This window comes from Lysinibacillus sp. GW823-FHT06C08, assembly GCF_058795135.1.
The window spans coordinates 1389161-1416096 of record NZ_JBXAHN010000001.1; the positions used below are offsets into that span (position 1 = coordinate 1389161).

26 protein-coding genes and 1 pseudogene are annotated in these 26936 nt (G+C 38.7%); 17 read left to right on the forward strand and 10 right to left on the reverse strand.

The genetic code is table 11. The annotated features are described in order from the left end of the window. Positions 1-325 (forward strand): annotated as a pseudogene (locus AC1Q6O_RS06495) (hypothetical protein); the annotation flags it as partial. Positions 326-816: 491 nt separating this feature from the next. On the opposite strand, the gene AC1Q6O_RS06500 reads toward AC1Q6O_RS06495, so the two are convergent. Continuing rightward, positions 817-1239: a DUF4183 domain-containing protein gene (locus AC1Q6O_RS06500; RefSeq protein WP_089985083.1), complete on the reverse strand. Its 423-nt coding sequence runs from the start codon at positions 1237-1239 to the stop codon at positions 817-819. A gap of 264 nt (positions 1240-1503) precedes the next feature. Here AC1Q6O_RS06500 and AC1Q6O_RS06505 point away from each other — a divergent pair, with 264 nt between their 5' ends. From AC1Q6O_RS06505 to AC1Q6O_RS06530, 6 genes are all read left to right on the forward strand, one after another. Beyond that, positions 1504-5115: a dynamin family protein gene (locus AC1Q6O_RS06505; protein WP_107921805.1), complete on the forward strand. Its 3612-nt coding sequence runs from the start codon at positions 1504-1506 to the stop codon at positions 5113-5115. Between the two features lie 10 nt (positions 5116-5125). Further along, entirely contained in the window at positions 5126-5935 is an 810-nt protein-coding gene (locus AC1Q6O_RS06510) for a sulfurtransferase (RefSeq protein ID WP_089985081.1), read from the forward strand. 71 nt (positions 5936-6006) lie between these two features. Continuing rightward, positions 6007-6234, forward strand: coding sequence for a hypothetical protein (locus AC1Q6O_RS06515; protein WP_492401009.1), 228 nt, complete (start codon positions 6007-6009; stop codon positions 6232-6234). Positions 6235-6248: 14 nt separating this feature from the next. After that, complete coding sequence (locus AC1Q6O_RS06520; protein WP_342532464.1) at positions 6249-7079, forward strand: MBL fold metallo-hydrolase; 831 nt, start codon at positions 6249-6251, stop codon at positions 7077-7079. A gap of 395 nt (positions 7080-7474) precedes the next feature. Next, positions 7475-8677 carry an NAD(P)-dependent malic enzyme gene (locus tag AC1Q6O_RS06525; RefSeq protein ID WP_089985076.1) on the forward strand — a complete coding sequence of 401 codons (1203 nt, stop codon included), beginning with the start codon at positions 7475-7477 and terminating at the stop codon, positions 8675-8677. A 227-nt stretch (positions 8678-8904) separates the two neighbouring features. Beyond that, positions 8905-10653, forward strand: a complete 1749-nt coding sequence (locus tag AC1Q6O_RS06530) for a methyl-accepting chemotaxis protein (protein ID WP_089985075.1) — start codon at positions 8905-8907, stop codon at positions 10651-10653. A 39-nt stretch (positions 10654-10692) separates the two neighbouring features. Here AC1Q6O_RS06530 and AC1Q6O_RS06535 read toward each other — a convergent pair whose 3' ends face one another. From AC1Q6O_RS06535 to gdhA, 3 genes are all read right to left on the reverse strand, one after another. Next, a complete protein-coding gene (locus AC1Q6O_RS06535; protein WP_089985073.1) occupies positions 10693-11346 on the reverse strand; it encodes a Yip1 family protein in 654 nt (217 codons plus the stop codon). Positions 11347-11479: 133 nt separating this feature from the next. Beyond that, positions 11480-12166 (reverse strand): phosphoribosylaminoimidazolesuccinocarboxamide synthase, encoded by a 687-nt coding sequence (locus AC1Q6O_RS06540; RefSeq protein ID WP_089985071.1) that lies wholly within the window; start codon positions 12164-12166, stop codon positions 11480-11482. A gap of 222 nt (positions 12167-12388) precedes the next feature. Continuing rightward, positions 12389-13762, reverse strand: coding sequence for an NADP-specific glutamate dehydrogenase (gene gdhA / locus AC1Q6O_RS06545; protein ID WP_036124917.1), 1374 nt, complete (start codon positions 13760-13762; stop codon positions 12389-12391). A gap of 175 nt (positions 13763-13937) precedes the next feature. Between gdhA and AC1Q6O_RS06550 the strand changes: the two genes are divergently transcribed. After that, positions 13938-14411, forward strand: a complete 474-nt coding sequence (locus tag AC1Q6O_RS06550; protein WP_008181474.1) for a YaiI/YqxD family protein — start codon at positions 13938-13940, stop codon at positions 14409-14411. Then, positions 14401-15729 (forward strand): D-serine ammonia-lyase, encoded by a 1329-nt coding sequence (dsdA, locus tag AC1Q6O_RS06555; protein WP_090001765.1) that lies wholly within the window; start codon positions 14401-14403, stop codon positions 15727-15729. Before AC1Q6O_RS06550 ends, dsdA begins: the two co-directional genes overlap by 11 nt. Positions 15730-15833: 104 nt before the next feature. Here the strand turns inward: dsdA and AC1Q6O_RS06560 are convergent, their stop codons facing one another. Next, complete coding sequence (locus AC1Q6O_RS06560) at positions 15834-17003, reverse strand: pyridoxal-phosphate-dependent aminotransferase family protein (RefSeq protein WP_043990802.1); 1170 nt, start codon at positions 17001-17003, stop codon at positions 15834-15836. Positions 17004-17145: 142 nt separating this feature from the next. Between AC1Q6O_RS06560 and AC1Q6O_RS06565 the strand changes: the two genes are divergently transcribed. Next, the gene (locus tag AC1Q6O_RS06565; protein ID WP_237068760.1) at positions 17146-17598 is read left to right on the forward strand and encodes a hypothetical protein; all 453 of its coding nucleotides are present in this window, start codon (positions 17146-17148) and stop codon (positions 17596-17598) included. Then, complete coding sequence (locus tag AC1Q6O_RS06570) at positions 17487-18209, forward strand: DUF1835 domain-containing protein (RefSeq protein ID WP_239354444.1); 723 nt, start codon at positions 17487-17489, stop codon at positions 18207-18209. The genes AC1Q6O_RS06565 and AC1Q6O_RS06570 overlap by 112 nt, the downstream gene beginning before the upstream one ends. 28 nt (positions 18210-18237) lie before the next feature. Here AC1Q6O_RS06570 and AC1Q6O_RS06575 read toward each other — a convergent pair whose 3' ends face one another. From AC1Q6O_RS06575 to AC1Q6O_RS06585, 3 genes are all read right to left on the reverse strand, one after another. Beyond that, a complete protein-coding gene (locus AC1Q6O_RS06575; protein ID WP_008181464.1) occupies positions 18238-18723 on the reverse strand; it encodes a hypothetical protein in 486 nt (161 codons plus the stop codon). A gap of 344 nt (positions 18724-19067) precedes the next feature. Next, entirely contained in the window at positions 19068-19694 is a 627-nt protein-coding gene (locus tag AC1Q6O_RS06580; protein WP_089985068.1) for a nitroreductase family protein, read from the reverse strand. Positions 19695-20079: 385 nt separating this feature from the next. Further along, positions 20080-21306 (reverse strand): ferredoxin reductase family protein, encoded by a 1227-nt coding sequence (locus AC1Q6O_RS06585; protein ID WP_239354446.1) that lies wholly within the window; start codon positions 21304-21306, stop codon positions 20080-20082. Between the two features lie 161 nt (positions 21307-21467). On the opposite strand from AC1Q6O_RS06585, the gene AC1Q6O_RS06590 reads away from it, so the two are divergent. Beyond that, positions 21468-21956: a metal-dependent hydrolase gene (locus AC1Q6O_RS06590; protein WP_008181459.1), complete on the forward strand. Its 489-nt coding sequence runs from the start codon at positions 21468-21470 to the stop codon at positions 21954-21956. A 331-nt stretch (positions 21957-22287) separates the two neighbouring features. Here AC1Q6O_RS06590 and AC1Q6O_RS06595 read toward each other — a convergent pair whose 3' ends face one another. Continuing rightward, positions 22288-23109, reverse strand: coding sequence for a squalene/phytoene synthase family protein (locus tag AC1Q6O_RS06595; RefSeq protein WP_239354448.1), 822 nt, complete (start codon positions 23107-23109; stop codon positions 22288-22290). A gap of 228 nt (positions 23110-23337) precedes the next feature. On the opposite strand from AC1Q6O_RS06595, the gene AC1Q6O_RS06600 reads away from it, so the two are divergent. The 5 genes from AC1Q6O_RS06600 to AC1Q6O_RS06620 all read left to right on the forward strand — a co-directional run bounded on the left by AC1Q6O_RS06600 (position 23338) and on the right by AC1Q6O_RS06620 (position 26241). Beyond that, positions 23338-24072: an SDR family NAD(P)-dependent oxidoreductase gene (locus tag AC1Q6O_RS06600; RefSeq protein ID WP_008181884.1), complete on the forward strand. Its 735-nt coding sequence runs from the start codon at positions 23338-23340 to the stop codon at positions 24070-24072. 416 nt (positions 24073-24488) lie between these two features. Beyond that, on the forward strand, positions 24489-25325 hold the full coding sequence (gene coaW / locus AC1Q6O_RS06605; protein ID WP_089985063.1) for a type II pantothenate kinase: 837 nt from the start codon (positions 24489-24491) through the stop codon (positions 25323-25325). A gap of 128 nt (positions 25326-25453) precedes the next feature. Then, positions 25454-25678: a hypothetical protein gene (locus AC1Q6O_RS06610; protein WP_025115069.1), complete on the forward strand. Its 225-nt coding sequence runs from the start codon at positions 25454-25456 to the stop codon at positions 25676-25678. Positions 25679-25700: 22 nt separating this feature from the next. Continuing rightward, positions 25701-25832 (forward strand): hypothetical protein, encoded by a 132-nt coding sequence (locus AC1Q6O_RS06615; protein ID WP_004269370.1) that lies wholly within the window; start codon positions 25701-25703, stop codon positions 25830-25832. Between the two features lie 88 nt (positions 25833-25920). Next, positions 25921-26241, forward strand: coding sequence for a DUF3889 domain-containing protein (locus AC1Q6O_RS06620; protein ID WP_008181862.1), 321 nt, complete (start codon positions 25921-25923; stop codon positions 26239-26241). Between the two features lie 35 nt (positions 26242-26276). Here the strand turns inward: AC1Q6O_RS06620 and AC1Q6O_RS06625 are convergent, their stop codons facing one another. Continuing rightward, on the reverse strand, positions 26277-26831 hold the full coding sequence (locus AC1Q6O_RS06625) for a DJ-1/PfpI family protein (protein WP_089985061.1): 555 nt from the start codon (positions 26829-26831) through the stop codon (positions 26277-26279). Positions 26832-26936: the final 105 nt, after the last annotated feature.

Below are 26936 nucleotides of genomic sequence, written 5' to 3' on the forward strand. Positions count from 1 at the left end.
ACCTACAGGTAAACCAACGAACGCTAATGAAATCTCAAAAGAAAAGATGCAAGCCATTTTTGACCAAGTAGAAGCGGGTACACTAACGAAAGAAGAAGCGATGAAGCAACTTGATGAAGTGCTAGGGTTGAACGGAGATAAAAAACCTACAAGTAAACCATCGAATGCTAATGAAATTTCAAAAGAAAAGGTGCAAACCATTTTTGACCAAGTAGAAGCGGGTACACTAACGAAAGAAGAAGCGATGAAGCAACTTGATGAAGCGCTAGGGTTGAAGGATGATAAAAATAAAGTGAGTGGGCCAGCAAGTAAACCTGTAAAGTAACTTTCAAGAAACCTCAAAAGTAGAGAAACTCTCCATTATAAACCAAGTAACAGGCAACCTAATATATAAGAAATAAAAGTAAAAGTGACAATATAGTAATAAGAATACAGAAGCACCGATACATTCGTAGTTTTTTTACATGTATTGGTGCTTTTTAATGTGTAGGATATTTAATTTCGCATAATAAGACAATCATGCAACTAGTTCATTGCATCAGTGAACGTTATAAGAAAATCTACTGTTTGCAGCGTTCCGACAAATATGAATTGCTGTTTCCCCTATAATCATACTCATTCCCTAAAACCCTTTTGTGATAGTCACGTAAAAAAAGCTTCAACCCAAATCTAATAGATGATGGATTGGAGCTTTCGGTTTTTTTCAGCTGTCCTAACTAAGAAACAAACTTTTAACAGCTATCTGTTAGAAATACCCGTTCCTTACAAAAAATAATTGACTATAGAAATGCCATTCATTTACGCCCATTATGGTCTTTATTTTATGGTGAAGCCTAATGATTCAATTATGATGGGCGTTCCTCTAAATAATGTGCCATCGTAAGGAGTAATGGTTAAGGCCGTGTTTGATAGTGTATAAATACCGCCCTCTTGCATAACAGCATTAATATACAAATTGACATAGCCATTTGGTGAAAAAATCACGAATTCAGTAATGGGATCTGTCTGATCATTCCAAAAGAGAGTAGCGGGTAGGATTGCTCCGTTTGTTAAATCAAGATCGCTTGTTAAAATGTAAAAATATCTGTTAATCGTTGGAATGACTACTCCTTCTGGGACAACTTCGGTGGGAGGGACGATTGGACCATAAGAGGCTTTTATACGGGGCCAAATAAATCGATCCTCATTGCTACAATCACAGCTTTTATTACTTATTTGACCATGCTTAGGGTTGACCATGTGTTATCACACTCCATTCTTATAAATTTAACCTTTGCCTCGAATTCAGTTACTATAAAATATGAAGAAAATAAAATTCAATCTAGTTGAGCATCTATCATTCGATAAAGATTATTTCAGACAACCATGCTTTTTTCATAAATACTAGTTGGATAGAAGCGTTGGCATACATGCTTTTTACCGTAAATTAGTGTTATACTTTGCTAGTTGAATAAGGTAGAATACTAATTATGAATAATTAACGAAAAAGGGGTTACTGGTTTCATGAAAGATTTTGATCAACAATTGGAGGGGCTACTAAAGCAAGCCGCTTTGCAATACATAATATATCAGCATAATGGTGATACGGAGCGCATGGATAAAACATCACTTTTTGCTCGTAAAATTCAGCAAAAAGAGTATGTGATTGGGTTTGCAGGCCATTTCTCAGCCGGGAAGTCGAGTATGATTAATGCGCTGTCTGGCGAGAATTTATTAGCATCAAGTCCGATTCCAACAAGTGCAAATATTGTTAAAGTGCATAAATCAGAGGAAGACTTTGCGATTGTTTATATGCACAATGAAAAGCCTGTTAAATTTGAGGCAGGCTATGATTTTAAAACGGTCAAAGAGCTTAGTAAAAATGGGGATTTGGTATCTCAAATTGAAATTGGTCATAGTGCGTCAACACTACCGTTTGGCGTTACCGTGATGGATACACCTGGAGTAGACTCCACAGATGATGCACACCGTATGTCGACGGAATCTGCACTCCATATTGCCGATATCGTATTCTATACAATGGACTACAACCATGTGCAATCGGAGTTGAATTTTCAATTCACGAAGCAATTAATGAAATATAATCCAAATGTTTATTTGATTGTTAATATGATTGATAAGCATAAAGAAAATGAGTTGAGCTTTGAAGAGTTTAAAGCAACTGTTCATAATTCCTTTGCGGCGTGGGGCGTTGTGCCGAAAGGTGTATTTTTCACATCATTGAGAGAGCCTGACCACCCACATAACGATTTTGAAGCCGTCAAGAAAATTGTGATGGATAGTATGAACGATTGGCAGGATCAGCTTGTCCAAACAGCAACAAATACATTGCGTTTATTACAAAGCGAGCATGACAATTATTTAATAGAAGAAAAAGAGGATCGTCTAGCGTTAGATGAAGAGATTTTAAGTGCAGATGACTGGGCAAACCACCAAGATATTTTAGAGCAATACAACAAGTTAAATCGTCAGGTAGAGCTGTTCTCTGTCGAGGCGTGGAACGAAACATTTGAGGAGCAGCGAAAAGAATTGCTTGCCAATGCTGCCATTATGCCAGCTGACTTACGTGATCGCTTACGTCTTTATTTAGAAAGTATGCAGGAGGGCTTTAAGGTAGGAGGGCTCTTTACTGCGAAGAAAAAAACAGAGGAAGAGCGTAACCGTCGTAAAGAAGATGCTTATAGTGCCTATCAAAATGTTGTCCATGCGCAAATTACAGGGCATTTAAAGGGTCTTATGAAAAATGCATTGAAGGACGTCGGTGCCTTAAATGAAGAACGTGCGTCAGCTATTGATGCTTATCCATTTGATTTGCCTTTTGCATTAATTGAACAGCAAGTTCAAACAGGAGCATTGTTAACAGGTGACGCAGTATTAAACTTTGCCAACCGTGTGGCAGAGGCAACAAAGCGCTATTTTATTCAGGAAACAGATAGCTGGAAAAAAGCACAGGCGACAACATTAGAAGCGGTGGCAACTGAAACAGCGGCTCCTTCGAAGTTAAAGATGGCAGGCATGCAGGATAAAGTGGATGCTATTAAGGCTGTACTTGAAATCGAAGGCTACCAACAATATAGTGCGACCATTATGCATCAAGCGAGCAATGAAATCCGCAAGGTTGCGAATGAGCAGCTAACAAATTGGGAAAATTCCTTTAAACAGGATTTAGCAGAGATTCGTTTGTTTGATGAGTCCATGCTACAACCAAAAGAACAAGTCATTCAGCAGGAAGAAGCGCAGCAAACTGTTAGTGCGACGAGTCTGCCAATCGATGGTGTGATTAATCGTGCTCTGCATACCGCCAATGCTGTAAAAGAAGTACAAGGTTTTGCTGAAGTTGCTCAATATCTAGAAAATAAAGTAGAACGCCTACAGAAAAAAGACTTTACGATTGCTTTGTTTGGGGCTTTTAGTGCTGGAAAATCATCCTTCTCGAATGCATTGATGGGAGCGAAGGTATTACCTGTATCGCCAAACCCAACAACCGCAGCTATCAATAAAATTCGTCCAGTTACACCAGAGCATCCTCATGAAACGGCCGATGTCCAGCTTAAAACAGCTGAACAAATGTTAGAGGATATTCAAGGGTCGTATGCAGCGATTGGCTTATCTGTCCACTCATTGGAGGAAGCGTATAATCGTGCTGACGAAGGGCTTGCTGTCCAGTTGACAGATGAGCGTTTAAATGTGCACAAATCATTTATTCGTGCCTATAAAGAGGGGTATCCATCATTCAAGTCTGAGCTTGGAACTATTATTCGAGTGGATCGCGTTGAATTTGAAAAATTTGTTGCACAAGAAAATAAATCATGCTTTGTAGACAATATCGACTTCTATTATGATAGTCCATTAACACGCATGGGCGTTACATTGGTGGATACGCCAGGAGCAGACTCCATTAATGCTCGACATACAGGTGTAGCTTTTGAATATATTCGGAATGCGGATGCCATTCTATTTATTACGTATTATAATCATGCATTTGCCAAAGCTGACCGTGAGTTTTTAATTCAGCTTGGTCGTGTAAAAGATGCATTTGAACTGGATAAAATGTTCTTTATTGTAAATGCAATTGATTTAGCGACAACAGATGAGGAGCAGGAAGATGTAAAAGGCTATGTTCGTCAAGAATTACAGCGTTTTGGAATTCGATTCCCACGACTGTACGGTGTATCAAGTCTTCTAGCGTTAAATGAAAAGGTAGAAGGTTCAGACTTAGTATCTGGTATGCCACCGTTTGAAAATGACTTCCATACATTCTTAAATGATGAATTGAGTGCATTAGCAGTGCAGGCTCTTGCGGAGGAAGTTGATAAAACAGAGCAACGTTTAGCGGACTTAATTGCGCAAACAGAGGAAAACCTAAAACGTAAGGATGAGCGTTTAGAGGAATTAACAGTACTTGAAAAGCATGTTCAATCGAAGTTTAGTGTGCTGAATACAAGTATGCTGGAAAGTGAGACAAAGCAAGAGCTTGATGAGCTTCTCTATTATGTTCTACAGCGTGTCTACTATCGTTACCCTGAATTCTTTAAGGAAGGGTATAATCCTTCAACATTTGCGGCAATGCCAGCACAGCAGGCATTGGAGCATGCATTGAAGGAAGTAATGCAAAGCTTACGTTTCGACTTTACACAGGAAATGCGTGTTACAAACTTCCGTTTATCACAGTTTATTAGCAAGAAAATGCAGCATCGCTTTAAAGATGAAGTACGTGAGCTAAAAGAGCTTAACCGTAGCTTCTCGTTCTTAGCATTTGAATCTTCTGAGCCAAATTTACTTGATTTTGAAGGTCCATTTGGTGAGATTTCGAAATATGCGAGCGTAAAATCTCACTTCCGCAATCAAAAAGCTTTCTTTGAGAAGAATGAAAAAGTGAAGCTGAGCGAGGCATTAGAAACATTGACAAAACCAGATGCACAGGATTATTTAGATGCACAGAAAGTTTCTCTCATGACATGGGCGATTACATTTATTGCAGAGGAAGCAGAAAAATTACGTTTATATATTTATCATCAAGCGCTTGAGCAAATAGAAACAGAAAGATTGGCGCTTCAAGAAGAAAGCCGTTTAGCTTCTTGGAAAGCGATTTACGCACAATTACAATACGCATGAGGTGATTCCTATGGGAAAAGTGTTCAAATCAGTGGATGAAATTCAGTTTGATGGTGTCCGTTTTATCGATGCTCGTTTTGATTTACAAGACAAAGAAGCTGGAAAAAAAGCATTTGAAGAAGGTCATGCAATAGGAGCAATCTATATTGATTTAGAGCAGCAGCTATCTGATATGGACAGTAAAGACGGTCGTCACCCAATGCCGAACAAAGAAAAACTGACGTCGATATTTCAAGAATTAGGCTTACGTTATGAAGATCAAATCGTTATCTATGATCAAGGAGCAGCACCATTCGCTCCACGTGCTTGGTGGATGCTGACGTATGCTGGTTTCCCAAATGTGGTCATTGTTAATGGGGGCGCATCTGCATTGGAAATGAAAATACCATTTACAAAAGATGTTGTTAAATACCCACCAACCTTTATTGATTTTGTCTGGAAGGATGAGCTTTATGCTCCACGCCAAGCGGTAAAGGCAATTGTGGACGGTGAAGTCAAAGCGACTTTACTAGATGCTCGTGCGGCTGAGCGTTACCGTGGGGAAGTTGAGCCATTAGATAAAGTAGCGGGCCACATACCAACCGCGAAAAACTTTGACTGGGAGCAATTAAAGAAGGACGGTCAGTTGCAGGCCAATGATGCATTGCGTCAAAAAGTGGCTCCAGATGAACATGTAGTTGTCTACTGTGGCAGTGGTGTAACCGCATCCCCACTCTATGCCGTATTAGCGGATGAAGGCTATGAAAACATCCAATTATATGTAGGTAGCTTTAGTGATTGGATTACACAATACGATGTTGAAAAAGGTACAAATGAATAAGGATCACAGCAAAAACGCTCACTTAGGTGAGCGTTTTTTTTGGAGAGGTGGATCGGGTGCGGGGGAAAGTGATGGATAGAAGTGGGGAAGTGATGGATAGAAAGAAGAAAGTGACGGATAGGATGCCAAAAGTGGCGGATAGAAAGCTGAAACTAGCGGATAGAAAGCTGAAACTAGCGGATAGAAAGCTGAAACTAGCGGATAGAAAGCTGAAACTGGCGGATAGAAAGCCAAAACCGACGGATAGAGCCAAAAAAGTCAAAATGACTCACCATTCATTTTATGCTACACTCTTTTAAAAGGGGGAAAGTGGATGTTTAAACGTGAGACGAGCATAGTTGTTCAACACCACGGTGATGTACAATGTGCACTTGGAAAGGTAGCAATTCAGGGCTTTGGTATGAGTGTGTATAGTTTTTTTGTAGATGGTTTATTAATTGATACAGGCTCTAATTCGCTGGCACAGGAGTTTCAATCTTTCTTTAAAGACTTGCCAATGGAGCAAATTGCCTTAACTCATGCGCATGAGGATCATGCGGGTAATGCCGCGTGGCTTCAGCAACAATGGGATGTACCTATTTATCTTCATGGTAAGTCTCTTCAGACTTGTACGCAGGATGGGGATTATCCTTTGTATCGTCAAGCATTATGGGGGGAGCGGCCGGCTTTTCTAGCGCAGCCGATAGGGACTACATTGCAGACGAAAACAGCTATCTGGGATGTTATTGAAACACCTGGACATACGACAGATCACCTAGCTTTCTATAATCGCCAAACAGGTGCTATGTTCACGGGAGATTTATACATTCAAACGAAAACCAAGGTAGTACTCGATGAAGAAAATATTGTACATACCTTAGCTTCCTTAAAGAAATTATTAAACTATGACTTTAAAGAAATTTATTGTTGTCATGCAGGCTATTTAGCCAATGGACGAAATAGAATACTAGAAAAAATAGCGTATATTGAAGAAATGGAAGAGAAGGTTCGTCACTTGTTTCAACAAGGTTATTCAGTAGAGGAGATGACGTCCAGTATTTTCCCTCGAGAATATCCCATTGTTAAAGTGTCTGGCGATCAATGGTCCTCTAAACATATAATCAATGCTTTTATCCGTCACTTTACACAGGAGTCCTTGCAATAGGGCTCTTTTTTGTTGGGCTTAAAAGCTGTAACACCAATAATAAAAAACTTTGTGAAAAAATGTGGATAAATTGTGACAAACTCAATTGGCTCAATGGATACGCTTACATAAGTTTGTGAAAAAATTCTCATTTACACAAGAAAAATACTATGTGAAATATTGAACAGCTTGAAAGGCGATAGTTGTACATTTTCCACTACTCATTATAGGATGTTAATTATTTCGAAATAATTGATTGTGAAAAGCTTAATTTGACAGAAAAATGTATAAGAAGTCTTGTAACAATGCATTTTCGAAAGAAGAAATAAATTGACAGAAAATTCATTGACTATATTTTCACAAAGTAATATGATTCTAAAATATAATGAAAAACAAAGGGAAAAGGATGGGATGGAATGGATGTCATGAAGAAAGCATTAGAAATGCATGCACACTATAGTGGTAAATTAGAGGTGATTTCAAAAGTACCGGTACAGGATTCTTATGATCTAAGTCTTGCTTATTCACCTGGAGTGGCCGCACCGTGTGTGGAAATTGAAAGAAATCCATCGTTGGTTTATGACTATACAATGAAGGGGAATATGGTGGCAGTTGTATCAGATGGTACAGCAGTTTTAGGATTGGGCGATATAGGGCCTAAAGCTGCATTACCAGTTATGGAAGGGAAAGCGATTTTGTTAAAGCGTTTTGCCAATGTTGATGCTTTTCCAATATGTTTAGATACAAAAAGTACGGATGAAATCGTCAGCATTGTGAAGGCGCTTGCCCCTACGTTTGGGGCGGTAAATTTAGAGGATATTTCAGCACCTAGATGTTTTGAAATTGAGGATCGGCTACGTCAGGAATGTGATATCCCGGTATTCCATGATGATCAGCATGGGACAGCAATTGTAGTAGGTGCCGCTATGATTAATGCCAATCGTATTGTGCAAAAGGATATTGCCACAATGAAGGTTGTCATCAATGGCGCGGGTGCAGCAGGGATCGCTATTTTGCGAATTCTTGTGCAAATGGGCTATAAAAATATTTTTATGTGTGATACAAAAGGTATTATTTATGAGGGACGTAAAGAAGGGATGAATCCGATTAAAGAGGCGGTTGCTCATTTAACAAATCCAGAGAAAATACATGGTACGTTGAGTGACGCGCTCGTTGGGGCAGATGTCTTTATCGGTGTTTCGGTAGCTAATCTATTATCAGAGGCGCATATTGCATCTATGAATGAAAACCCGGTGGTCTTTGCATTAGCTAACCCAAATCCAGAAATTACGTATGAAAATGCTAAGGCGTGGGGAGTGCGAGTTATGGGTACAGGTCGTTCGGATTATCCAAATCAAATTAACAATGTCCTTGCCTTTCCTGGCATTTTCCGTGGTGCATTAGATGTACGTGCGACGGATATCAATGAAACTATGAAGCTTGCTGCAGTGGAAGCAATTGCTTCTCTTGTGAGTGACGAGGAGCTCGCGGAGGAATATATTGTTCCGAAATCTTTGGATGAGCGTGTCGTTGCAATTGTCTCTCGTGCAGTTAGCGGAGCAGCGGTCGAATCTGGCGTGTCGGAACTATTCCAACAAACTACTGCGCTATCAGTTTAACAAATAAAAGATATTGAAATACAGCAGATGTAGAAAAGCAAAGATATGCTTTTCTACATTTTTTATCGAATTTGCTCGAAAAATGTTGTTGTTTAGTTTTTTATGTAATAAAATTGGTGAGTACAAGGTAATAAATCGTGCAATTGATTGTAAAGTATAAATACATAATGTTGTAATATTTTTAAAGAAAAATGGGTCTTTAGTCTATAAAAGAGGAGATAAAATACATGAAAACATTCGTTCAATTCCGGTCCATTAAAGCCAAGCTGATTGCTTTCTCTTTATTGCTTTTAATGATTCCCCTTATTACCTTAGGCTATCTAAGCTATCAACAAAGTAAATCAAATTTAGAGTCGGTGGGAAAAGAAAATTTAAGAAACAGTGTGGAAATGACCATTGCCATGATTGAACAATTTAATCAAGAGGTAGAGGCAGGCAATTTATCTTTAGATGAAGCGCAAGAGAAAGTGAAGGTCGCTATTTTAGGTGAAATGGATAGTGATGGAAAGCGACCTATTAATAAAAATATTAAACTAGGTGAGAGTGGTTATATTTTTGTTGTGGACCAAAAGGGGAACTCTATTGCGCATCCAAATATCGAGGGAAATAATGTCTGGGATGAGCAAGATGACAATGGGGTTAAGTATATGCAGGAAATCATTGCGAAGGGGAATGAAGGTGGTGGATTTGCCTCGTATTCGTGGCCATTACCAAATTCTGATCAACTAGAAGAAAAAGGGGTCTATGCAGAAACGGATCCGTATTGGGGATGGGTCATTGGTGCCAGTACGTATTTAGCAGACTTTAATAAGCCCGCGGAGAGTATTTTGAAATTAACGCTTGTTGTGATTGGCGTGGCTATTATGATCGGGCTATTTGTAATTTGGCAATACGCGAGTAGTATGGCTAAGCCAATAAACCGAGTGGTCCAAGCGATGGAGCGATTTGCGGAGGGTGATTTGACGCAAGAAAATATGTCGATTCGCTCAAAAGATGAAATTGGCAAACTGGCAAACGCTATGAATCAAATGCAAGCTAAATTGAAGGACATGATACACAATATTGCTCAAGCGTCTGATTTAATTAATACATCCAGTAAGGAGCTATCACAATCAGCTAATGAAGTGAATATGGGTGCTGAGCAAGTAGCAATTACGATGAATGAATTAGCATCTGGTGCAGAGGGACAAGCGCATCATTCTAACGAATTAACGTCCTTGATGGAACGTTTTACTGCTGATTTACGTGAAACAAATCAGCATGGGGAGCATATTCATCAATCTTCTGTTGAAGTATTAGGCTTAACCAATGAAGGAAGTCAGCTCATGACATCTTCGAATTCTCAAATGAGTAAGATTGATGGCATAGTACAAAATGCCGTAGAGAAAGTAAAAAATTTAGATGCCCAAGCACAGGAAATTTCAAAATTGGTGGTGGTCATTAAAGATATTGCCGATCAAACGAATTTATTAGCTTTAAATGCCGCGATTGAAGCTGCTAGAGCTGGGGAACATGGCAAAGGATTTGCGGTAGTTGCGGATGAAGTACGTAAGCTTGCAGAACAAGTAGCCTTTTCTGTCAATGATATTACATCGATTGTCACAAATATTCAGCAAGATTTTGATGTCGTTACGAGCTCATTAGAGGATGGCTATCAGGAAGTAAAAGAGGGTACCAATCAAATTAAAGCTACGAGTGAAACGTTTTCGACGATTAGTAATTCTATTAATGATGTAGTGGAAAGTGTTCAATTGATTTCCAGTAATTTATCAAAAGTAACTGAAGATGGTCAAAAAATGAATAGCGCTATTCAAGAAATCGCTGCGGTCGCAGAAGAATCTGCGGCAGGTGTGGAGCAAACGACGGCGACAACAGAACAGACAAGTAGCTCAATGGAGGTTATGGCGGGGAAATCAGCCCAATTATCAACATTAGCTTTAGAATTAAAGACATTGATTGCCCAATTTAAACTATAAAAAAATCTCCCCCTCTCTTAAATGAGAGGGGAGATTTTTTTACATCATGCCAACACCAATAATCCCAACGAGAATAATGAAGAAAAGAACGAAGAACAAGATGAATAAAATAATTCCAGGAATAAAGATAGTGAAAAAGGCCATCCAATTAGAGATTTGGTGTGCTTCTGCTACCACACCGACTGAAATGACGAAAGACCAAATAGTTACAACAATAGAAGCTAAAATAGCTGGCCAAAAAATCCATGGAAGTGAGCCCATAAAGTTTGGATCTAGTAAAGATTCTGGTGAAGTGAATAACCATATTAAATAAAATGGAATAAGCACTATAAATGGTACAGCTGTAAGGCTCAGCCCTTTAAATAAGTCTGAATACGTGCCAGTACCCTTAAATAGTTTACCAAATAGCCATGTGATTAGAGCAGATATAGCTGTCCCGATAATACCAGCGATTGGAGCAAAGATTACACACAGTAAAGCCAATAACCAAGGGGAAAGGTCAGTGAAAAACTCCGAATCCGTCAGCCCTGACATGATAGAACCGATATAACCGATGGACATAATCAAAATAGCAAAGCCGATTGATTTTTCGTTAATCATATAGCGAGCGGTTTGCTTTGGATGTAACCAAACGGATATAAACGGATTCACCTTTGGCCTTTCTTCTTTCTGTGTGTCATTAAAGTTTTCCATCAAACTACCTCCAAAATAATAGAATAATTGCATGTTACGCATAGTTAGTATACGAGTGATACAGTGAAAAGTTTCGTAGAAAGTAAAAATAAGTTATTTTCATAACAAAAGAGCCGCACAAAGGCGGCTCTTATTAGTGACTTAACATCATTTTTTCAAGCTCTAATGGTTCAATGTATTGCTCACCTTTGTAAGCACGCATATTACCACCAGAAATTTCATCGATTAATAAAATTTCGTTAGTTTGGGCATCACGGCCAAACTCCAATTTAATATCATAAAGCGTTAAGCCCTTTTTAGCAAGCTCAGTTCCAACAAATTTAGAAATTTCAATTGTACGTTGTTTTAAAATGGCATATTCTTCGTGTGTTAACAGGTTTAACATAGCTAATGCATCTTCAGAGATCGGAGGATCTTGGCGATCATCATCTTTAATGGTAACTTCCACAAAGGCATCAAGATCTTGGCCTTCCTTCACATAGGCACCGTAGCGTCGCAAGAAGGAACCAACAGCCTTAAAGCGGCATATTACTTCCAAACCGTTTCCGAAAACTGTTGCAGGCTTTACAGTCATTGTTGCATCATCAAAGTTGGCATCTACATAGTGAGTAGGAACACCTTGTTCATTTAATTTAGAATAGAAATAAGAAGTTAAGCGTAAACCCGCTAAGCCAGCACCATCAATTGTTAAGCCAACCGTATTAGCGCCTGGGTCGAACACGCCGTTTTCACCTGTTACATCGTCTTTAAATTTTAATAAATAATGACCATCTTCTAATTTGAACACATTCTTCGTTTTCCCTGTATACATTAATTCCACAAATAGACCTCCAATATTCATAGTACTCTAAAATTATAACACGAATATTTTAAATGTTTAATATTAAAAATGTTCGTTTTGTGTGTTTGTTTCTATCGTTTATTGCTAATTTACAATAAAAACACAAGGTGATAACGAATAATCGTCATCACCTTGTGTTTTGAAATGCTTCGTAAGTTCGCTGGAGGATTTATGCTAGATAGCTAGGACAGTTATTAATAATTAATAAATGCCTTCAGCCAGCATTCCATCTGCCACTTTAATAAAGCCAGCGATGTTTGCTCCCATAACTAAGTTGCCAGGGAAGCCGTATTTTTCAGCAGCAGCTTTACTATCTGAATAAATATCTTTCATAATTTGATGAAGTTTCGCATCTACTTCTTCAAATGACCAAAATACGCGACTTGAATCTTGTGCCATTTCAAGAGCAGATACAGCAACTCCTCCAGCATTCGCTGCTTTTGCTGGTCCGAACAATACACCAGCATTTAAGAATTCATTAATTGCTTCAAGATCAGAAGGCATGTTGGCACCTTCGCCAATTGCTTTGACCCCATTTGAAATTAATGTACGAGCTGACTCACCATTAATTTCGTTTTGAGTAGCACATGGTAGAGCGATGTCACAAGGAATCGTCCAAATGCCAGTGCAGCCATTTGTAAAAGTAGCATTTGGTCGGTAACTTACGTAAGTTGAAATACGATCACCTTTAACTTCTTTAATTTCTTTAATGACATCTAAATCTAAGCCTTCTGGGTCATAAATATAGCCTGCGGAATCAGAGCAAGCAACTACTTTTGCGCCATATTGTTGTGCTTTCTCAATCGCATACGTTGAAACATTTCCAGAACCAGAAACAACCACTGTTTTTCCTTCAAATGAATCGTTCGCATCTTTTAACATCTCATTGACGAAATAAACTGTACCATAACCCGTTGCCTCTTTACGTGCTAAGGACCCACCATAGCCAGGGATTTTCCCAGTTAATACACCTGATTCACTAGCTTTAGTTAGACGTTTATATTGTCCCCATAAATAACCTACTTCACGAGCACCTACACCAATATCACCAGCAGGAACATCGACATCTGGACCAATATGACGGTATAATTCAGTCATGAAGGCTTGGCAGAAACGCATGATTTCTGAATCTGACTTACCTTTCGGATCAAAGTTAGACCCACCTTTACCACCACCGATTGGTTGCCCTGTTAAAGCATTTTTAAAGATTTGTTCAAAGCCTAGGAATTTAATGATGGATTCATTTACCGAAGGGTGGAAGCGTAGGCCGCCTTTATAAGGCCCCATGACATTGCTATATTGTACACGATACCCGCGATTTACTTGCACTTGGTTCGTATCGTCTTGCCAAGCGACACGGAAAGAAATGATGCGATCAGGCTCAACAATACGAGATAAAATATTGGCCTTAATATATTCAGGATGTTGGACGAATACAGGTACTAATGAAATGAAAATTTCTTCAGCTGCTTGTAGAAACTCCGCTTGATGACAGTTCTGTTGTTTAAGTTGCTCGAATACGCCATCTACGTATTCTTTAGCTAATTGTTCATTGCTAACAGTTGTGATTGTCATAGTAAAAACCCCCATTTAGTTGATAGGTGTATCGTATATTTATTTTTCAAACTATTCAATAAAATACTTTTTTAGTTTGTGAAAAATTGAGCAAGAGGGGTCGGGAAAATGATATTTTAAAATAATGTTAGGTGATAGTATTCATCTAATTATGAGAAAGGAATGATGCCTTATTGTGAAGGTTCTTATAGACGCTGATGCCTGTCCAGTAGTGGATTTGGCGCTATCTGTATCATCTGAGTTTGAGATTGAAACTATCTTATTTTGCGATACATCCCATCGTGTAGAACGTGATAATGTAATAACAATTATGGTGCCGAAAGGTCCTGATTCGGTTGATTTTACGCTAGTGAACGCGCTTTCAAAACACGATATTGTCATAACACAGGATTATGGGCTAGCGGCAATGGTTTTAGCAAGAGGAGGGTATCCAATTGATCAAAATGGACGAGAAATGTCTAATGAAAATATCGAACGCCTGCTCGATATGCGCCATGTCGGTCAAAAAATTCGTCGAGCAGGTGGACGCACCAAGGGCCCTAAAAAAAGGACACAAGAAAACAATATTTCGTTTGAAATGAAATTTCGACAAATTTGTGAACGAGCGATTTTTGCACAAAAAATGGAGGACTCTACAGGTGAAAAATGAACGTAAGCATGATCTTTTAGAGCAATTTCCACTGTTAAAATCGATGGCTGCTAAAAATACTGTACTTTGGGAAAATACAAATTGGGTGAAACAGCCGGAAACATCGCTTTTTACTATGCAAGAAGTAAAGGAGGCAGAGGAAACGTTACAACGCTTTTCTTCATATTTAAAAGTGGCATTCCCTGAGCTTGAGGAAAGTAATGGATTAATTGAATCAGACATTCTAGAAATTCCTGCTATGAAAAGTGCGCTTGAAAATAAATATGGCGTGTTGATAGAAGGTCAGTTGCTTTTAAAATCGGATCATGCTTTACCTATCTCAGGCTCCATCAAAGCACGGGGAGGCATTTATGAGGTCTTAAAGCATGCTGAAAGGCTGGCATTAGCAAGTGGGAAGCTTCAAGTAACAGATGATTATGAACGACTAGCATCAGCGGAGTTTCAGTCCTTCTTTCAGCAATATACCATTGCGGTTGGCTCTACTGGAAATTTAGGTTTAAGTATCGGCATTATAGGCAAGAAGCTCGGCTTTAATGTCGTTGTACATATGTCGAGTGATGCCAAGGAGTGGAAAAAAGCTTTACTTAGGGAGAAAGGTGCCACGGTAGTTGAATATGAGGCTGATTACAGTGTTGCCGTTGAACAGGGGCGTCAAGAAGCAGAATTAGATCCTATGTGTCATTTCATTGATGATGAAAATTCAAAGGATCTATTTGCAGGCTATGCAGTCGCAGCATTGCGTTTAAAAGGGCAATTAGAAAACATGAACATACCAGTCAGTGTCACACATCCATTGTTTGTGTATTTACCGTGTGGGGTAGGGGGAGGACCAGGCGGTGTTGCCTACGGATTACGAGAAATATTTGGCGAACATGTGCATATTTTCTTCGCAGAACCTGTTGCCTCACCTTGTATGACGCTAGGCTTAATGACTGGACTTCATGATGCTATCAGTGTAGAGGATATAGAATTAGATAATAAAACCGAAGCAGATGGTCTTGCAGTGGGTCGCGCCTCCAAGTTTGTAGGAAAAGTAATGGAGACGTATATAAGTGGCTGCTATACAGTGACAGATGAAGAGTTGTTTACCTCTTTAGGTTTAGCTATCGATAGCGAAAAACTATTTTTAGAGCCATCTGCACATGCAGGAATGTTTGGCGCTATTCGCTTGTCCCAAAAAGGTCAACACTATTTAGCTCAGCGCGGACTAACAAAGCATATGGCGCAGGCAACCCATCTTGTGTGGGCAACAGGTGGCAGTATGGTCCCAGACAGCATGCGTGCTACGTATTTGGCTAAGAGCAGAGATTTAGTTTGAAAATGATGATACTTTTTGTTCGAACAGGGAAAGTCTTGCCCCAATCAAGTTATTCGAAAGCGCAAAAACAGGTGAAGAAAAATTCTTCACCTGTTTTCTTATTATTAACGTTGCAATGCTTTACGTTGAGCTGCTAAATATACTTCTTGAGCTGCAAGGACGCCTGCGCCTGGCTGGAAGTCATAAGCGAAGTCTTGGAGCCCCGCCTCCAATAAGGATACGGCTTGTAGTATATCACTTGGGAAGCAATAGCCCATATGGCCGAATCTGAAAATTTTACCTTGTAGATGACCAAGACCACCTGCAAAATCTAAGTGATATTGCTGCTTAAGGTGCGATAAAAATTCACCAAGCTCAATCCCCTTTGGTGCCTTAATAGCCGTAATGGTAGGGGAGGCGTATTGATTTTCAGTTAAGAGCTCGAGGTGTAAAGCTTTCATAGCACTACGTACCATGTTTTTCATCAGCTCGTGACGGGCAATGGTCTGTGAGAAGCCGCCTTCCTGTTCAATTAGCTGACAAACCTCATGCAGGCCATCAATAAGCGTGATAGCAGGAGTATTTGGCGTCATCCCCTTTTCTGCCCAACTACGATAACTTAATAGATTTAAATAATATGCTGGCGTTTGATTGTCTTCAATGACTTGCCAAGCTTTTTCGCTCACACTAACAAGAGAGAGTCCAGGCGGAAGCATCATCGCTTTTTGCGAGCCTGTCACGAGAATATCAATACCCCAAGCATCCATTTCAGCAGGCGCGCCACCGATGCAGCTTACGCCATCCACGATAACGAGAGCATCAGTTTCGTCATGAATCACTTGTGCTAATTCAGCGACTGGATTTAAAATGCCTGTAGATGTTTCATTATATGTGACGAAAACCGCTTTAATATTTTGTAATGGCTGTAAAAATGCTCGTAGCTCCTCAGGAGTGCAAGCTTGTCCCCATTCTTTTTCGAGCTTATGTACATGGAAGCCATATTGCTCACAAATGGAAACGAAATAGTCACCGAATGCCCCAACAGTAATGACCACAACTTCTTCACCGGCCGCAACCGTATTGACTGCCGCAGCTTCAAGTGCAGCTGTCCCGCCTGATGGCAAGAGTAAAATGTCCTGTGTCGTGCCAAAGACAGGCTTTACGGCTTCAATCGTCTCCCGGTATAATTCCACAAATTCTTGACTCCGATGACTAAAAATATCTCGATTCATTGCCAATTGAACTCTCTTTGGAATCGGTGTTGGTCCCGGATGTCTTAAAATATTTTCATACATATTATCAATCCCCTTTACTTGACAGAAATTCAAAATTTTCTAACTATAATAATAACATACTTCTTGTATAGGCTAGCTGCTTTTTTAATAAATAATGGAAGAGATTGTCATGATTCTATAAATTGAAAAGGAGACCAAGAATATGGAAACAATGAAGCACTATCCATTTATCTATTTTTTGTACGAACGCAATCAGGTGCTTGTATATAAAATTCAAACACTCGATTACATCACATTAGCAAATGTCGTGGAAAAGGGAGAATGGGAGGGGTATGAGCTTCTGCCATCAGAGCCATTTACAACATTTCGGCATGAACAAAGTGATCCTAAAGAGGGATGGTCTTTTTGGGTTGCGGCGGAACACCTTAGTCATTTGGTAGACACCATTAATGATTATATTCAGCTTCAAAGAAAGAGTATGATGACAACAACTGCCCAAGTTGTACATATTGTTTGCTCAGAATTGCAGCAGGCTCCTTACGAGTGGCACTTGCTCCGCCTAAATATGTCATTGGCTTTCCAGAGGATTTGTCTATCGGACCGCTGTGGAAGCTTGATGAAGAAAGAGGACAAGCATGCCGCCAAAAGTGGTTAATGGAAAATAGTAATGATGAGGTGGATAACTTTGTTGGTCATAATAAATTAAAAGAGGCAATTCGAGAGATACGGGATATTCCGAGTCACCTACCTATCTATATTTGGTGTGGGGACAATATAGAAGAACAATGTGGGCTTCGGTTTTTCCTCTATTTATTGCGTGATCAACACAATGAAATATTTCTTATACATACAAATGGACAGCAAGTGATCGAACGTCAGTGGAATCCAAATCTGTATGAAAAAAAGAGATTATCAGTAAAAGAACGTCTAAAATTTCTACAGCAATGGGAAGGTCTGGCAGAATCAACGGCAGTGCTTCGTCAATGGGAGCAACAGCATATTCAAGAGGTGTCTGAAAATTTTTATGACTCTCTCATCGTGAAGAGGCTAAAAGAAATACATCAGGAACAGGGACATGTGGATTTTATTCAAACTGGAACATTTCTTTTAGAGCTACTTGCTAGAATGGATGAATCGCCAAACATCTTTTATTTAGAATATAGAATTCGATATTTAATCTATAATGGCACCCTAGCATTAAAAGGTATTCCTAAATCTATGTGGGATTATTATGTGAAAATATGCCAAAAAACCTCTTTAGTCTGAAGACTTAAAGAGGTTTTAGGATAGTGAACTAGACAGCGAATGGTCTGTTCATTCGCATTAAACCGTAAATAGCAAAGAACAACCCGCCTGTAATAACCATTAGAATCGTGTAAAGTACAGCCTTACCAGTTTCACCACACCAGCGATAGAATAGGCGATATGTGAAATACAATGTAAAGCCCACCATACCTATAGATGCGAGTAAACCGATAACTGGTATAAACGAAACGATAAACAAGCCTGCATAAATAAGGGTATTTTTTAGAGCTGTTGCACGAATCGATTCTCGATTATCTCCACCGGCAGTCAGTAGGAAAAGGCTGTATACATTAATGATAGGAATCCAAGCAATATAGGCTACATCTCCAAAACCATTTGTTTTAGATGTCATAAAATAAATGAGTGCACTAATAATGTAGGCGATTAGCCCAAGAACTAGAGATGCTAAAATTACGATAATAAATAAGCCTCCCATGGCTGCATCCAAATCAGAGTTATAATAATTATAGTCCATCAGAAAAACCTCCCTTCTTAAGAAAATACCTCCTAATGATACCAATCCTATTATGTTTAATCTACAACCATTTATATGTAATTTTTAGTAGAAACGGCACAAATGTACTAGAAAGAAAATTTTTATTCATTCTTTTATGATGATTTTTTGAGTAATGAATGAAAGAAATGCAAAAAATATCCTTGGGAAAATGAATATGCTAGTTTAGGAGAATCATTTTTAAAGTTTTTCACCTTGTACTGCTCACAAACATTACTATCCTATGTTTGTAGTGGTATCTGACATGCCATTTTATTCAGAAAAAAGTCACCTTCCCATATAGAAAGGTGACAATTTTACATGTATTACATGAATTTGGCGATATGCTCTAGCTCAATACGTGAAGAATTATAGGCAGGGGCTGCTGCTTTACCAATCGCAATTAAAATAACGGGTACGATATGATCCGCTAATTCAAAATGTTTGGTGAAGGCTTCTTTATTGAAGCCGCCCATTGGTACTGTATCATAGCCCATGTCTTTTGCTAAAAGCATGATCTGCATGGAAATGAGTCCAGCATCAAATGTAACGATATTCTTTAAAACCTCCTGAGGAAGCTGAGAATATAAGTTCATTGAATTATTAATCATTAAATCCTTTGTTGCTTCATTAATATAACCAAGATCGAAATTTTTTGTAAAGATCGATTCAGCATTTTCGTACATTTTTGTATCGCCTAGGACAGCAATAACAGCTGAGGAAGTTTCCACTTGCTCTTGATTGTTAGCAATGGCACGTAACTCTTTTTTCATTGCCTCATCTTGAATGACTATAAAGCGCCATGGCTGTAAGTTACTTGAAGATGGTGCAGAAGTGGCTTCTACTAGTAGTTCCTCTAGTTGTTCTTGAGGAATTTTATAATTTTCGTCGTATTTACGAACAGATTTACGGTCATGCATAACTTTATATAAATTGCTTTTTGTCACTGTCATTTATTTTGACTCCTTCATTATAAGATGCGTTTTTACTATACGATAAATGATTTCAAATTCCAAGTAAATTGCTCGAATTAAAGAGTCTTGAATATAGGATTTTTGATGAGGTGGTGATCGCCTAAATGTCATGACGCATCAAGCTCAAAATTTGCAAGAAGCAACAACTGCATTTTTCATGCTTTTGATAGAATAAAATATGTATTGGAACGAAGGATGGGGAATCCTGTGGGAAAAGTGGTAGTTGAGGTCGTGGATAGATGGGATATTTTCTGATGGGAGGGATGTAGCTCGAAACTGTCCAGCCGTAGTGATAATCGCTAAAAAAGACTATAGATCCACTCAACTTTTTTGAGCTTGTCTACAGTCTGAAGGGCAACCCTCACTATCTTAATTTAAATGCCTCCCATTCTATATGGCTAGTAGGAGCGGACGATTTGAAGTGCTTCATCATTTTTTCGGGTCCACATAGATAAATACTTGTATGAGCTGGTATGGTCAGCTGGACAAAAGAAAGTCTGTCCACCTGAGATGTATCTATAAAAGTGACCGTAAATTGCTCATTGGATTGCGCATAGTCCAGTAAAAAATCTTTATAAACAATATTATCTACACCATGAAAGGAATAATATAAATCGATTTTCTTAGTTGGCTTTGTTTGCAAATAGGCGATAAATGGCGTAATGCCAATGCCCCCAGCAATCCAAAGTTGTTGATTGGCTCCTTTGGCAAAGTCAAAATGACCAAAAGGACCATCAATGGCAACAGGGGTATCCACTTGTATTTCATTGTAGACCTGCTTTGTAAAATCGCCGACAGCTTTGATTGTCACCCTAATTGTTACTCCATCCCCACCAGAAATAGAGAAGGGGTGTGGTGCTTTTTCAATGCCTTCCTGAAAGATTTTTAGAAAGAGAAATTGTCCAGGGCGGTAATGAAGTTTTTTCGTGAGGGTTAGCTCTAATTCGATAACATGGGCATTCAATTTTTGAATGTTGGAAATAGTTCCGTTATACGGGAAGAACATATCTTGATACATAGTCATCATATACAGGGCAGACATAAATCCAATGGTTGTCGTAAGAGCTGTGAAAATACCTAATGCTGAAGGCTGTAATAAATCATATTCGCTCGAAAAATAAGTATGGTAAATGCCCAATGTATAAGGAAGCAGCAATAAGCGGTGTAGCCAACGCCAATGCTCATATTTTAAAAATTTTGCTAGGAATGCGAGGGCGATCAGAATAATAAAGCCATATTGTGCGAACTCACCAAGCTCTTTCGCCCATTCACGAAAAGATGTTTGTGGCAGATCTTCATCGGGAACCATTTTTTGCAATTGTCCATGGATAATGATGAACGCAAGTGAAAACATGGCCAAAACTTTATGATAAAAATTTAGGCGCTCTAGCCCATGGAACCAGCGCTCTAATATTTTCATTCTTGTAGAGAAAAGAAACACAAGGAAGAGTCCTGTAATCGCTAAGCCTCCAATAATATGGGCAAGCTTGTTCAGTGGATGAATGGGTGTCAGCGGTGTAGCAAAATACCAAAGGCATGCGCTACTTCCCATCGCCAATATAATAAGTAGTTGTCCTCTATACGCTTTCATAAATAACCTCCATTCTTATTTTTAACCATATATTTTATGGCTATACAATTATTGGATGAAAATATTTTAGATCGTACGTTCGGAATGTATGTTCCCTTTTGGGCATATGTATGTTACATTAAGAAGGTTCGCAAAATGCGTAAGAAGGGTGGAAGTAATTTATGCAAGGGAATACCCATATTGTTGGGGGCATTACAGCAAGTTTAGCCTTTGCACAAATTTCTAATGATAATCCGCTTGTTTTGGTAGGGGCAGGCGTTATCGGTGCATTACTTCCAGATATTTGCCATGGTGGTAGCAAAATCGGAAGGAAGCTTCCCATCATTTCAAAAATGGTTAATTCGTTGTTTGGACATCGTTCCTTTACACATAGTTTACTGTTTTTATTTTTGATGGGGATGCTACTACATACATTTATACCGTATAAATCCATTACAATAGGTATTTTATTAGGGATGGCAAGTCATGTTTTACTGGATATGGGGACCAAAAAGGGTGTTAAACTATTTTTCCCAGTATCCATTTCGGTGCGTCTACCACTTACTACAAAAACAGGTAGTAAAGTTGAAAAAGTAGTGTTTACATTGTTAACAATGCTCTCAGTCTTTTTTAGCTATGAAATTATTGTGCAACTTCTTGCTACTATTTAAGCAAAGAAACCCCTAAGAGTGTAAGATGCTCCCCATTAGGTAGGCAGACAAAAACATCTGTTTATCTATGGGGAGTATTTTTTTGTAAGCTGCTTTGTTTTTTTTTGTGAGTTGAAGCTTTGAAAGTATGCTAAAACAATGGGGGATTGTCCATAATTTTTATGGAGGTTTTTCATTAAAAAATACCTGAAACTAGCGATTGACCTTTGCGTAACGCAAACCTTTATAATAAGTGCTGCTCAAAAAGGAACCCCTGTACGAGAAAATTCTCATGCAGGGGTTTTATAGGTTGTGCATCTTATTGGGTTATGCTAGAAATGCAGGCCACTCATCAGTCAGCCTGTACCTCTTCGACCGTTTGTTCAACCTCTGTTCGTGTAATTTTTTCACGACCATCTTGCATGGCTTTCAATGTTTTATGCGCTAATGCAAGTGGTAATCGACAAAATAATAATACGGTGCGTTTATTAATATCTTTCATATAAAGATCAGCTTTTGCGAGATTTTCCTCTGCATAAGCAAATAAGTCCTCGCGTGTCCAGCCGTCAGGAACGAAACTTACGCCACGCTCATCCATATCCTCATGCTGATTGCGTAAAATATTGACAGCCTGGAGACCTCGACCATAGCCAATTGCTAAATCTCGATCTGTTTGAATGTCTGCACCCCACGCCCAAAGCTCAGACAGCATTGTCCCAACAAGCCCTGCTACGTAGTATGTATAATCATCTAAATCCTCGCGTGTATGCACCTGCCAATTAGCTTTAGACCACTTCGCCATACCAAAGGCCATTTCACTTGTAGAGGCTTGGACAATTTTTCGTGATTCCTCAGGGCAGAATGTTAGCCAATCTGCTAAGCGGAGGGTTACCTCAGGTAACTGTGCCGCATAAGGCGCTAACAATTCTTGATATGCCTCATCATTAAATGTGTCCTTTAAAAGGTCACTAGTTACTGATAATAAATCAAACTTTACATCATTGGAAAGCTGTTCATGATCTTCTATTTCATCAATGGCGCGCATTGCTAAATAGGCAGCTGCTACCGATACCTTTAAATCATTTTTTAAGAAAGTGATAGGTATATAAAAAGTGCGACTTGTGTCTTTTAAAACTTGCATCGCCTCTTTATAAAGTCTTTTTTGATCTTTCACTTGTATTCCTCCGTTCAAATGGTTCCACATCTATAGTATATCGTATCGTAAAAATGGGGAAAGATAAAACAGATTGTTCATGATTATGGAGATATTCTTTGAAAACGGTTACTAAAAATGATATAGTTTAATAGTAAACTATTTAGACATATACTTTTATTGTGGTCTAAAAGTGTCGGTTTATACTAGTACGACAGACAAATTTCAAGTGAGAGGAAGTATAAAGTAATGGGACGTTTAAATAATAAAATCGCAATGATTACAGGTGGAGCATCTGGAATGGGGGCAGCGATGGCAAAATTGTTTGCACAAGAAGGGGCTACAGTCATTGCAGCGGATATTAACGAGGAGAACCTAGCGAAAATTTCAGAGCTAGAAAATGTAGAGGGTATGAAATTAGATGTTTCTTCTGACGAAAACTGGGCAGAAGTGACAAAAGCGATTGTCGAAAAATATGGCCGTATTGATATTTTAATTAACAATGCTGGTATTTCTTCCGAAAAAGGTCCAGATGAAATTACACAAGCGGACTGGACAATCATGCATAATATCAATGCTTTTGGTCCATTCCTTGGCATAAAACATGCAGCTAAATATATGAAGGAAGCAGGAAAGGGCTCAATCGTTAATACATCATCTTACACGGCGATTATTGGTGCAGGCTTCAATGCATATACGGCATCTAAAGGTTCTTTACGTGCGATCGCTCGTGCAGCAGCTTCCGAGCTTGGTGCTTTCAATGTCCGTGTCAATACGGTATTCCCAGGTGTTATTGAAACACCGATGACAGCAAAATTATCGGAAGCAAAAGAAGCTATGGATATGTTAGTAAAAACTACGCCAATGGGACGTCTTGGTCAACCAGAAGAAGTAGCAAATGCAATCTTATTTTTAGCATCCGATGAAGCCTCTTATATTACAGGTGCTGAGTTAGTTATTGATGGTGGTTATTCAGCTCGTTAATTAATAGTAAAGAATAAGAAAGTGGAAATGCCTGTGTTCAAGCAGTGCATTTTCACTTTTTTTGTTTTTTTAGTAGAATGATGTTAAAGTATTATAATTCGTCAAGATCCCGCTGTTGATTAGAAAAATTTTGATAATTTTCGTGTTTTTTTCATGATTGTTTATGAAGTTATTGCACAATCATTTCAACAGCGTTAAAGTTTAGAAAGGGCGAAAATGTCATTACAAGATTTGGGGGACTGTACGAAGCATTATGGTTTCGTATAATAACTAGTTAGTCAGGATTTTGGCACACAAAAAACTCCTTGCAAAATCCTTGACACCAATGAAGGCATGAAACTTAAATAGTTGCCTGACTACTAGCGTAATGGTCATTAGGTAGATGAGATTACGTAATAAACACAAAGGAGAATAGTATGCCAAAGGCTATAGGTATTGATGCAGGTGGCACATTGACAAAGGTTGCTTATTTAGATGAAGACAATGAACTTATTCTAACAACCTTCCCGTCAAATGATTTGCTGTCTGTGAAAAATTGGATTATTGATCATCCAGATATTGAGGATATTGGTGTTACGGGGGGACGTACAGAACAATTACTTGATGTCATTAAAACGATGAAATCGATTCATTATATAGTAGAATTTGAAGCTACATTAAAAGGTGTTCGTTTTTTATTAAATAAAGAAGGCTACTTGTTTGAACGTAGTATGATTACTAATATCGGAACAGGAACTTCTATACATTATATGGAAGATAATACACATATACGCGTTGGTGGGACAGGCGTTGGTGGCGGTACATTAATAGGATTGTCAGCGCTTACAACAGGCATTACAGACTATAATGAAATTCGTGAAATGGCTGCTAACGGTAATCGAGAAAGTATCGATTTATTGGTCAAGGACATTTACCAAGGAATGGACACACCGATTGATGGTCATTTAACTGCTAGTAATTTTGGTAAAGTGGGCATTACACAATCATTGAAGCATCCTGCTGAGGATATTATTGCCACTGTACAGGGACTCGTTGGCGAAGTGATTACAACATTAAGTATTCAATATGCCGAGGAAAAAAATACACAGCATATCGTCTATATTGGATCGACTCTCAGCAATAATGAGCATCTTACCCGCGTAATTGCCAATTATACACGCACGAAAAAGCATACACCTGTCTTTATTAATGATCATGGCTTTTCTGGAGCTGTGGGAGCATTATTGAATATAACGGAATATACAATTGTTTAAAGACAGATAAGAATGAACATGACTAACGGGAGTTAGTGGTGTTCATTTTTTTTTTACAAAAATGCCCGAAAAAAAGACCTCATATAAACGGTAGTACATGAGCAAATTATAGGTAGGAGGTGATATCTGTGGGCAACCGAAATAATAAAAACAGCAAAAAAACAATGAATGCCAGAACGCATAATCCTTTTGGCACCTACAAAAGCAAAGACCTCGATAGAAGTAATAGTAATAATAACAACCCGAATGACAACTTGAATGAGGAGTTCGCGGCAGAATTTGATGCGAAGGCCAAAAATAAAAACAATAAAACGAATCATGATAAAAATCAACAATCCAATAAAAAAAGCTAATTATTATTTGGAGGTGTAAGCAATGGCGAAGAAAAGAAAAACAAGCTTTAAAAAGAAAAAGAAAGAGGATACACATAAAAAGAATGATCGGGAAGAATACTCAGCAGAGTTCAACCAAGTCATTCATAATAATCCTCAACAGCCAAAACAATAAACACTTCAGCTCCATAAGTAAAAGCTTTTGGAGCTCTTATTTTTTACTTGGTTCATCATTCTATACCGTCTAATGAGGAGGGTTTTCTGTGAAAAAAGTGTATGTAATGCTTGGACTTCTGTTTGCCGTGCCATTACATATCCCTGAGATGGTTTTGGCACAGCAAGAAACACCTGCCTATGCGAAGTGGGGAAAGATGGCGGTAGAAGAAGTGAAGGGGAAGTATCCTCATGCCAAGATTGTGGATTATTTACATGAGGGCAAGGAAGTACATGGGGCGTCAACCATTGAAAAATTTAAGCTTTGGCTGAAGCAACCTGACAAAGAATTTGGAGTTCATGTAAGAATTAGCTATCTTACCTCAACGCAAGAAGTAGAAAAAATTGAATTACAGGAAAGCCAGTCATAAAAAAGGGGATGCCTATGTTTAGGCATCCTCAATGCTTATCCCTCTAATTTTTGAATAAATTCACGCATAAGCCCTGGTAAATCTGGCCACGCATGTCCGCTTATTAAGTTTCCATCTGTGTGAAGATTGGCATCAATGTAAGTGGCTCCTGCTATTTGGACTTCAGGCTTGCAGGCAATATAGGCTGTTAGTTCGCGCCCTTTTAGTATATCGGGGATGGTTGCAAAAATTTGTGCTGCGTGACAAACAGCGGCAATCGGTTTATTGGTTTCAAAGAAATGGCTAACAAGTGTTGGTACATGCTCATTTAAACGAATATATTCTGGCGCCCTACCACCTGGAATTATTAATCCATCAAATTGTGATGGATCAACATCTGCAAAAGAAGCATGTGCCTCTAAGCCATAGGCAGGACGTTCAATATACGTATCGACGCCCTCTACAAAGTCATGTAAGACAGTTTGTAATTTCTTTGCGGATGGTGCAGCAATTGTGACATCAAAACCTGCCTCAAGACAACGATAATAAGGATAAAAAATCTCTAAAGCTTCTACTGCATCTCCTGCTAGTATTAAAACCTTTTTCCCCATGATTCCATCTCCTTTTCATTGTGAATCTCCTTGCTTAATTCGACATATGCAAAAAATTTCCTGCAAACATAGAACGACCTTTGCCAAATTAGTTACTTTACAAAG

Bases quoted from the DNA above. Each gene is read 5' to 3' on its own strand.
- AC1Q6O_RS06500 (WP_089985083.1), bottom strand. From the start codon at position 1,239: ATGGTCAACCCTAAGCATGGTCAAATAAGTAATAAAAGCTGTGATTGT.
- AC1Q6O_RS06505 (WP_107921805.1), top strand. From the start codon at position 1,504: ATGAAAGATTTTGATCAACAATTGGAGGGGCTACTAAAGCAAGCCGCT.
- AC1Q6O_RS06510 (WP_089985081.1), top strand. From the start codon at position 5,126: ATGGGAAAAGTGTTCAAATCAGTGGATGAAATTCAGTTTGATGGTGTC.
- AC1Q6O_RS06515 (WP_492401009.1), top strand. From the start codon at position 6,007: ATGGATAGAAGTGGGGAAGTGATGGATAGAAAGAAGAAAGTGACGGAT.
- AC1Q6O_RS06520 (WP_342532464.1), top strand. From the start codon at position 6,249: ATGTTTAAACGTGAGACGAGCATAGTTGTTCAACACCACGGTGATGTA.
- AC1Q6O_RS06525 (WP_089985076.1), top strand. From the start codon at position 7,475: ATGGATGTCATGAAGAAAGCATTAGAAATGCATGCACACTATAGTGGT.
- AC1Q6O_RS06530 (WP_089985075.1), top strand. From the start codon at position 8,905: ATGAAAACATTCGTTCAATTCCGGTCCATTAAAGCCAAGCTGATTGCT.
- AC1Q6O_RS06535 (WP_089985073.1), bottom strand. From the start codon at position 11,346: ATGGAAAACTTTAATGACACACAGAAAGAAGAAAGGCCAAAGGTGAAT.
- gdhA (WP_036124917.1), bottom strand. From the start codon at position 13,762: ATGACAATCACAACTGTTAGCAATGAACAATTAGCTAAAGAATACGTA.
- AC1Q6O_RS06560 (WP_043990802.1), bottom strand. From the start codon at position 17,003: ATGTATGAAAATATTTTAAGACATCCGGGACCAACACCGATTCCAAAG.
- AC1Q6O_RS06565 (WP_237068760.1), top strand. From the start codon at position 17,146: ATGGAAACAATGAAGCACTATCCATTTATCTATTTTTTGTACGAACGC.
- AC1Q6O_RS06575 (WP_008181464.1), bottom strand. From the start codon at position 18,723: ATGGACTATAATTATTATAACTCTGATTTGGATGCAGCCATGGGAGGC.
- AC1Q6O_RS06580 (WP_089985068.1), bottom strand. From the start codon at position 19,694: ATGACAGTGACAAAAAGCAATTTATATAAAGTTATGCATGACCGTAAA.
- AC1Q6O_RS06585 (WP_239354446.1), bottom strand. From the start codon at position 21,306: ATGAAAGCGTATAGAGGACAACTACTTATTATATTGGCGATGGGAAGT.
- AC1Q6O_RS06590 (WP_008181459.1), top strand. From the start codon at position 21,468: ATGCAAGGGAATACCCATATTGTTGGGGGCATTACAGCAAGTTTAGCC.
- AC1Q6O_RS06600 (WP_008181884.1), top strand. From the start codon at position 23,338: ATGGGACGTTTAAATAATAAAATCGCAATGATTACAGGTGGAGCATCT.
- coaW (WP_089985063.1), top strand. From the start codon at position 24,489: ATGCCAAAGGCTATAGGTATTGATGCAGGTGGCACATTGACAAAGGTT.
- AC1Q6O_RS06615 (WP_004269370.1), top strand. From the start codon at position 25,701: ATGGCGAAGAAAAGAAAAACAAGCTTTAAAAAGAAAAAGAAAGAGGAT.
- AC1Q6O_RS06625 (WP_089985061.1), bottom strand. From the start codon at position 26,831: ATGGGGAAAAAGGTTTTAATACTAGCAGGAGATGCAGTAGAAGCTTTA.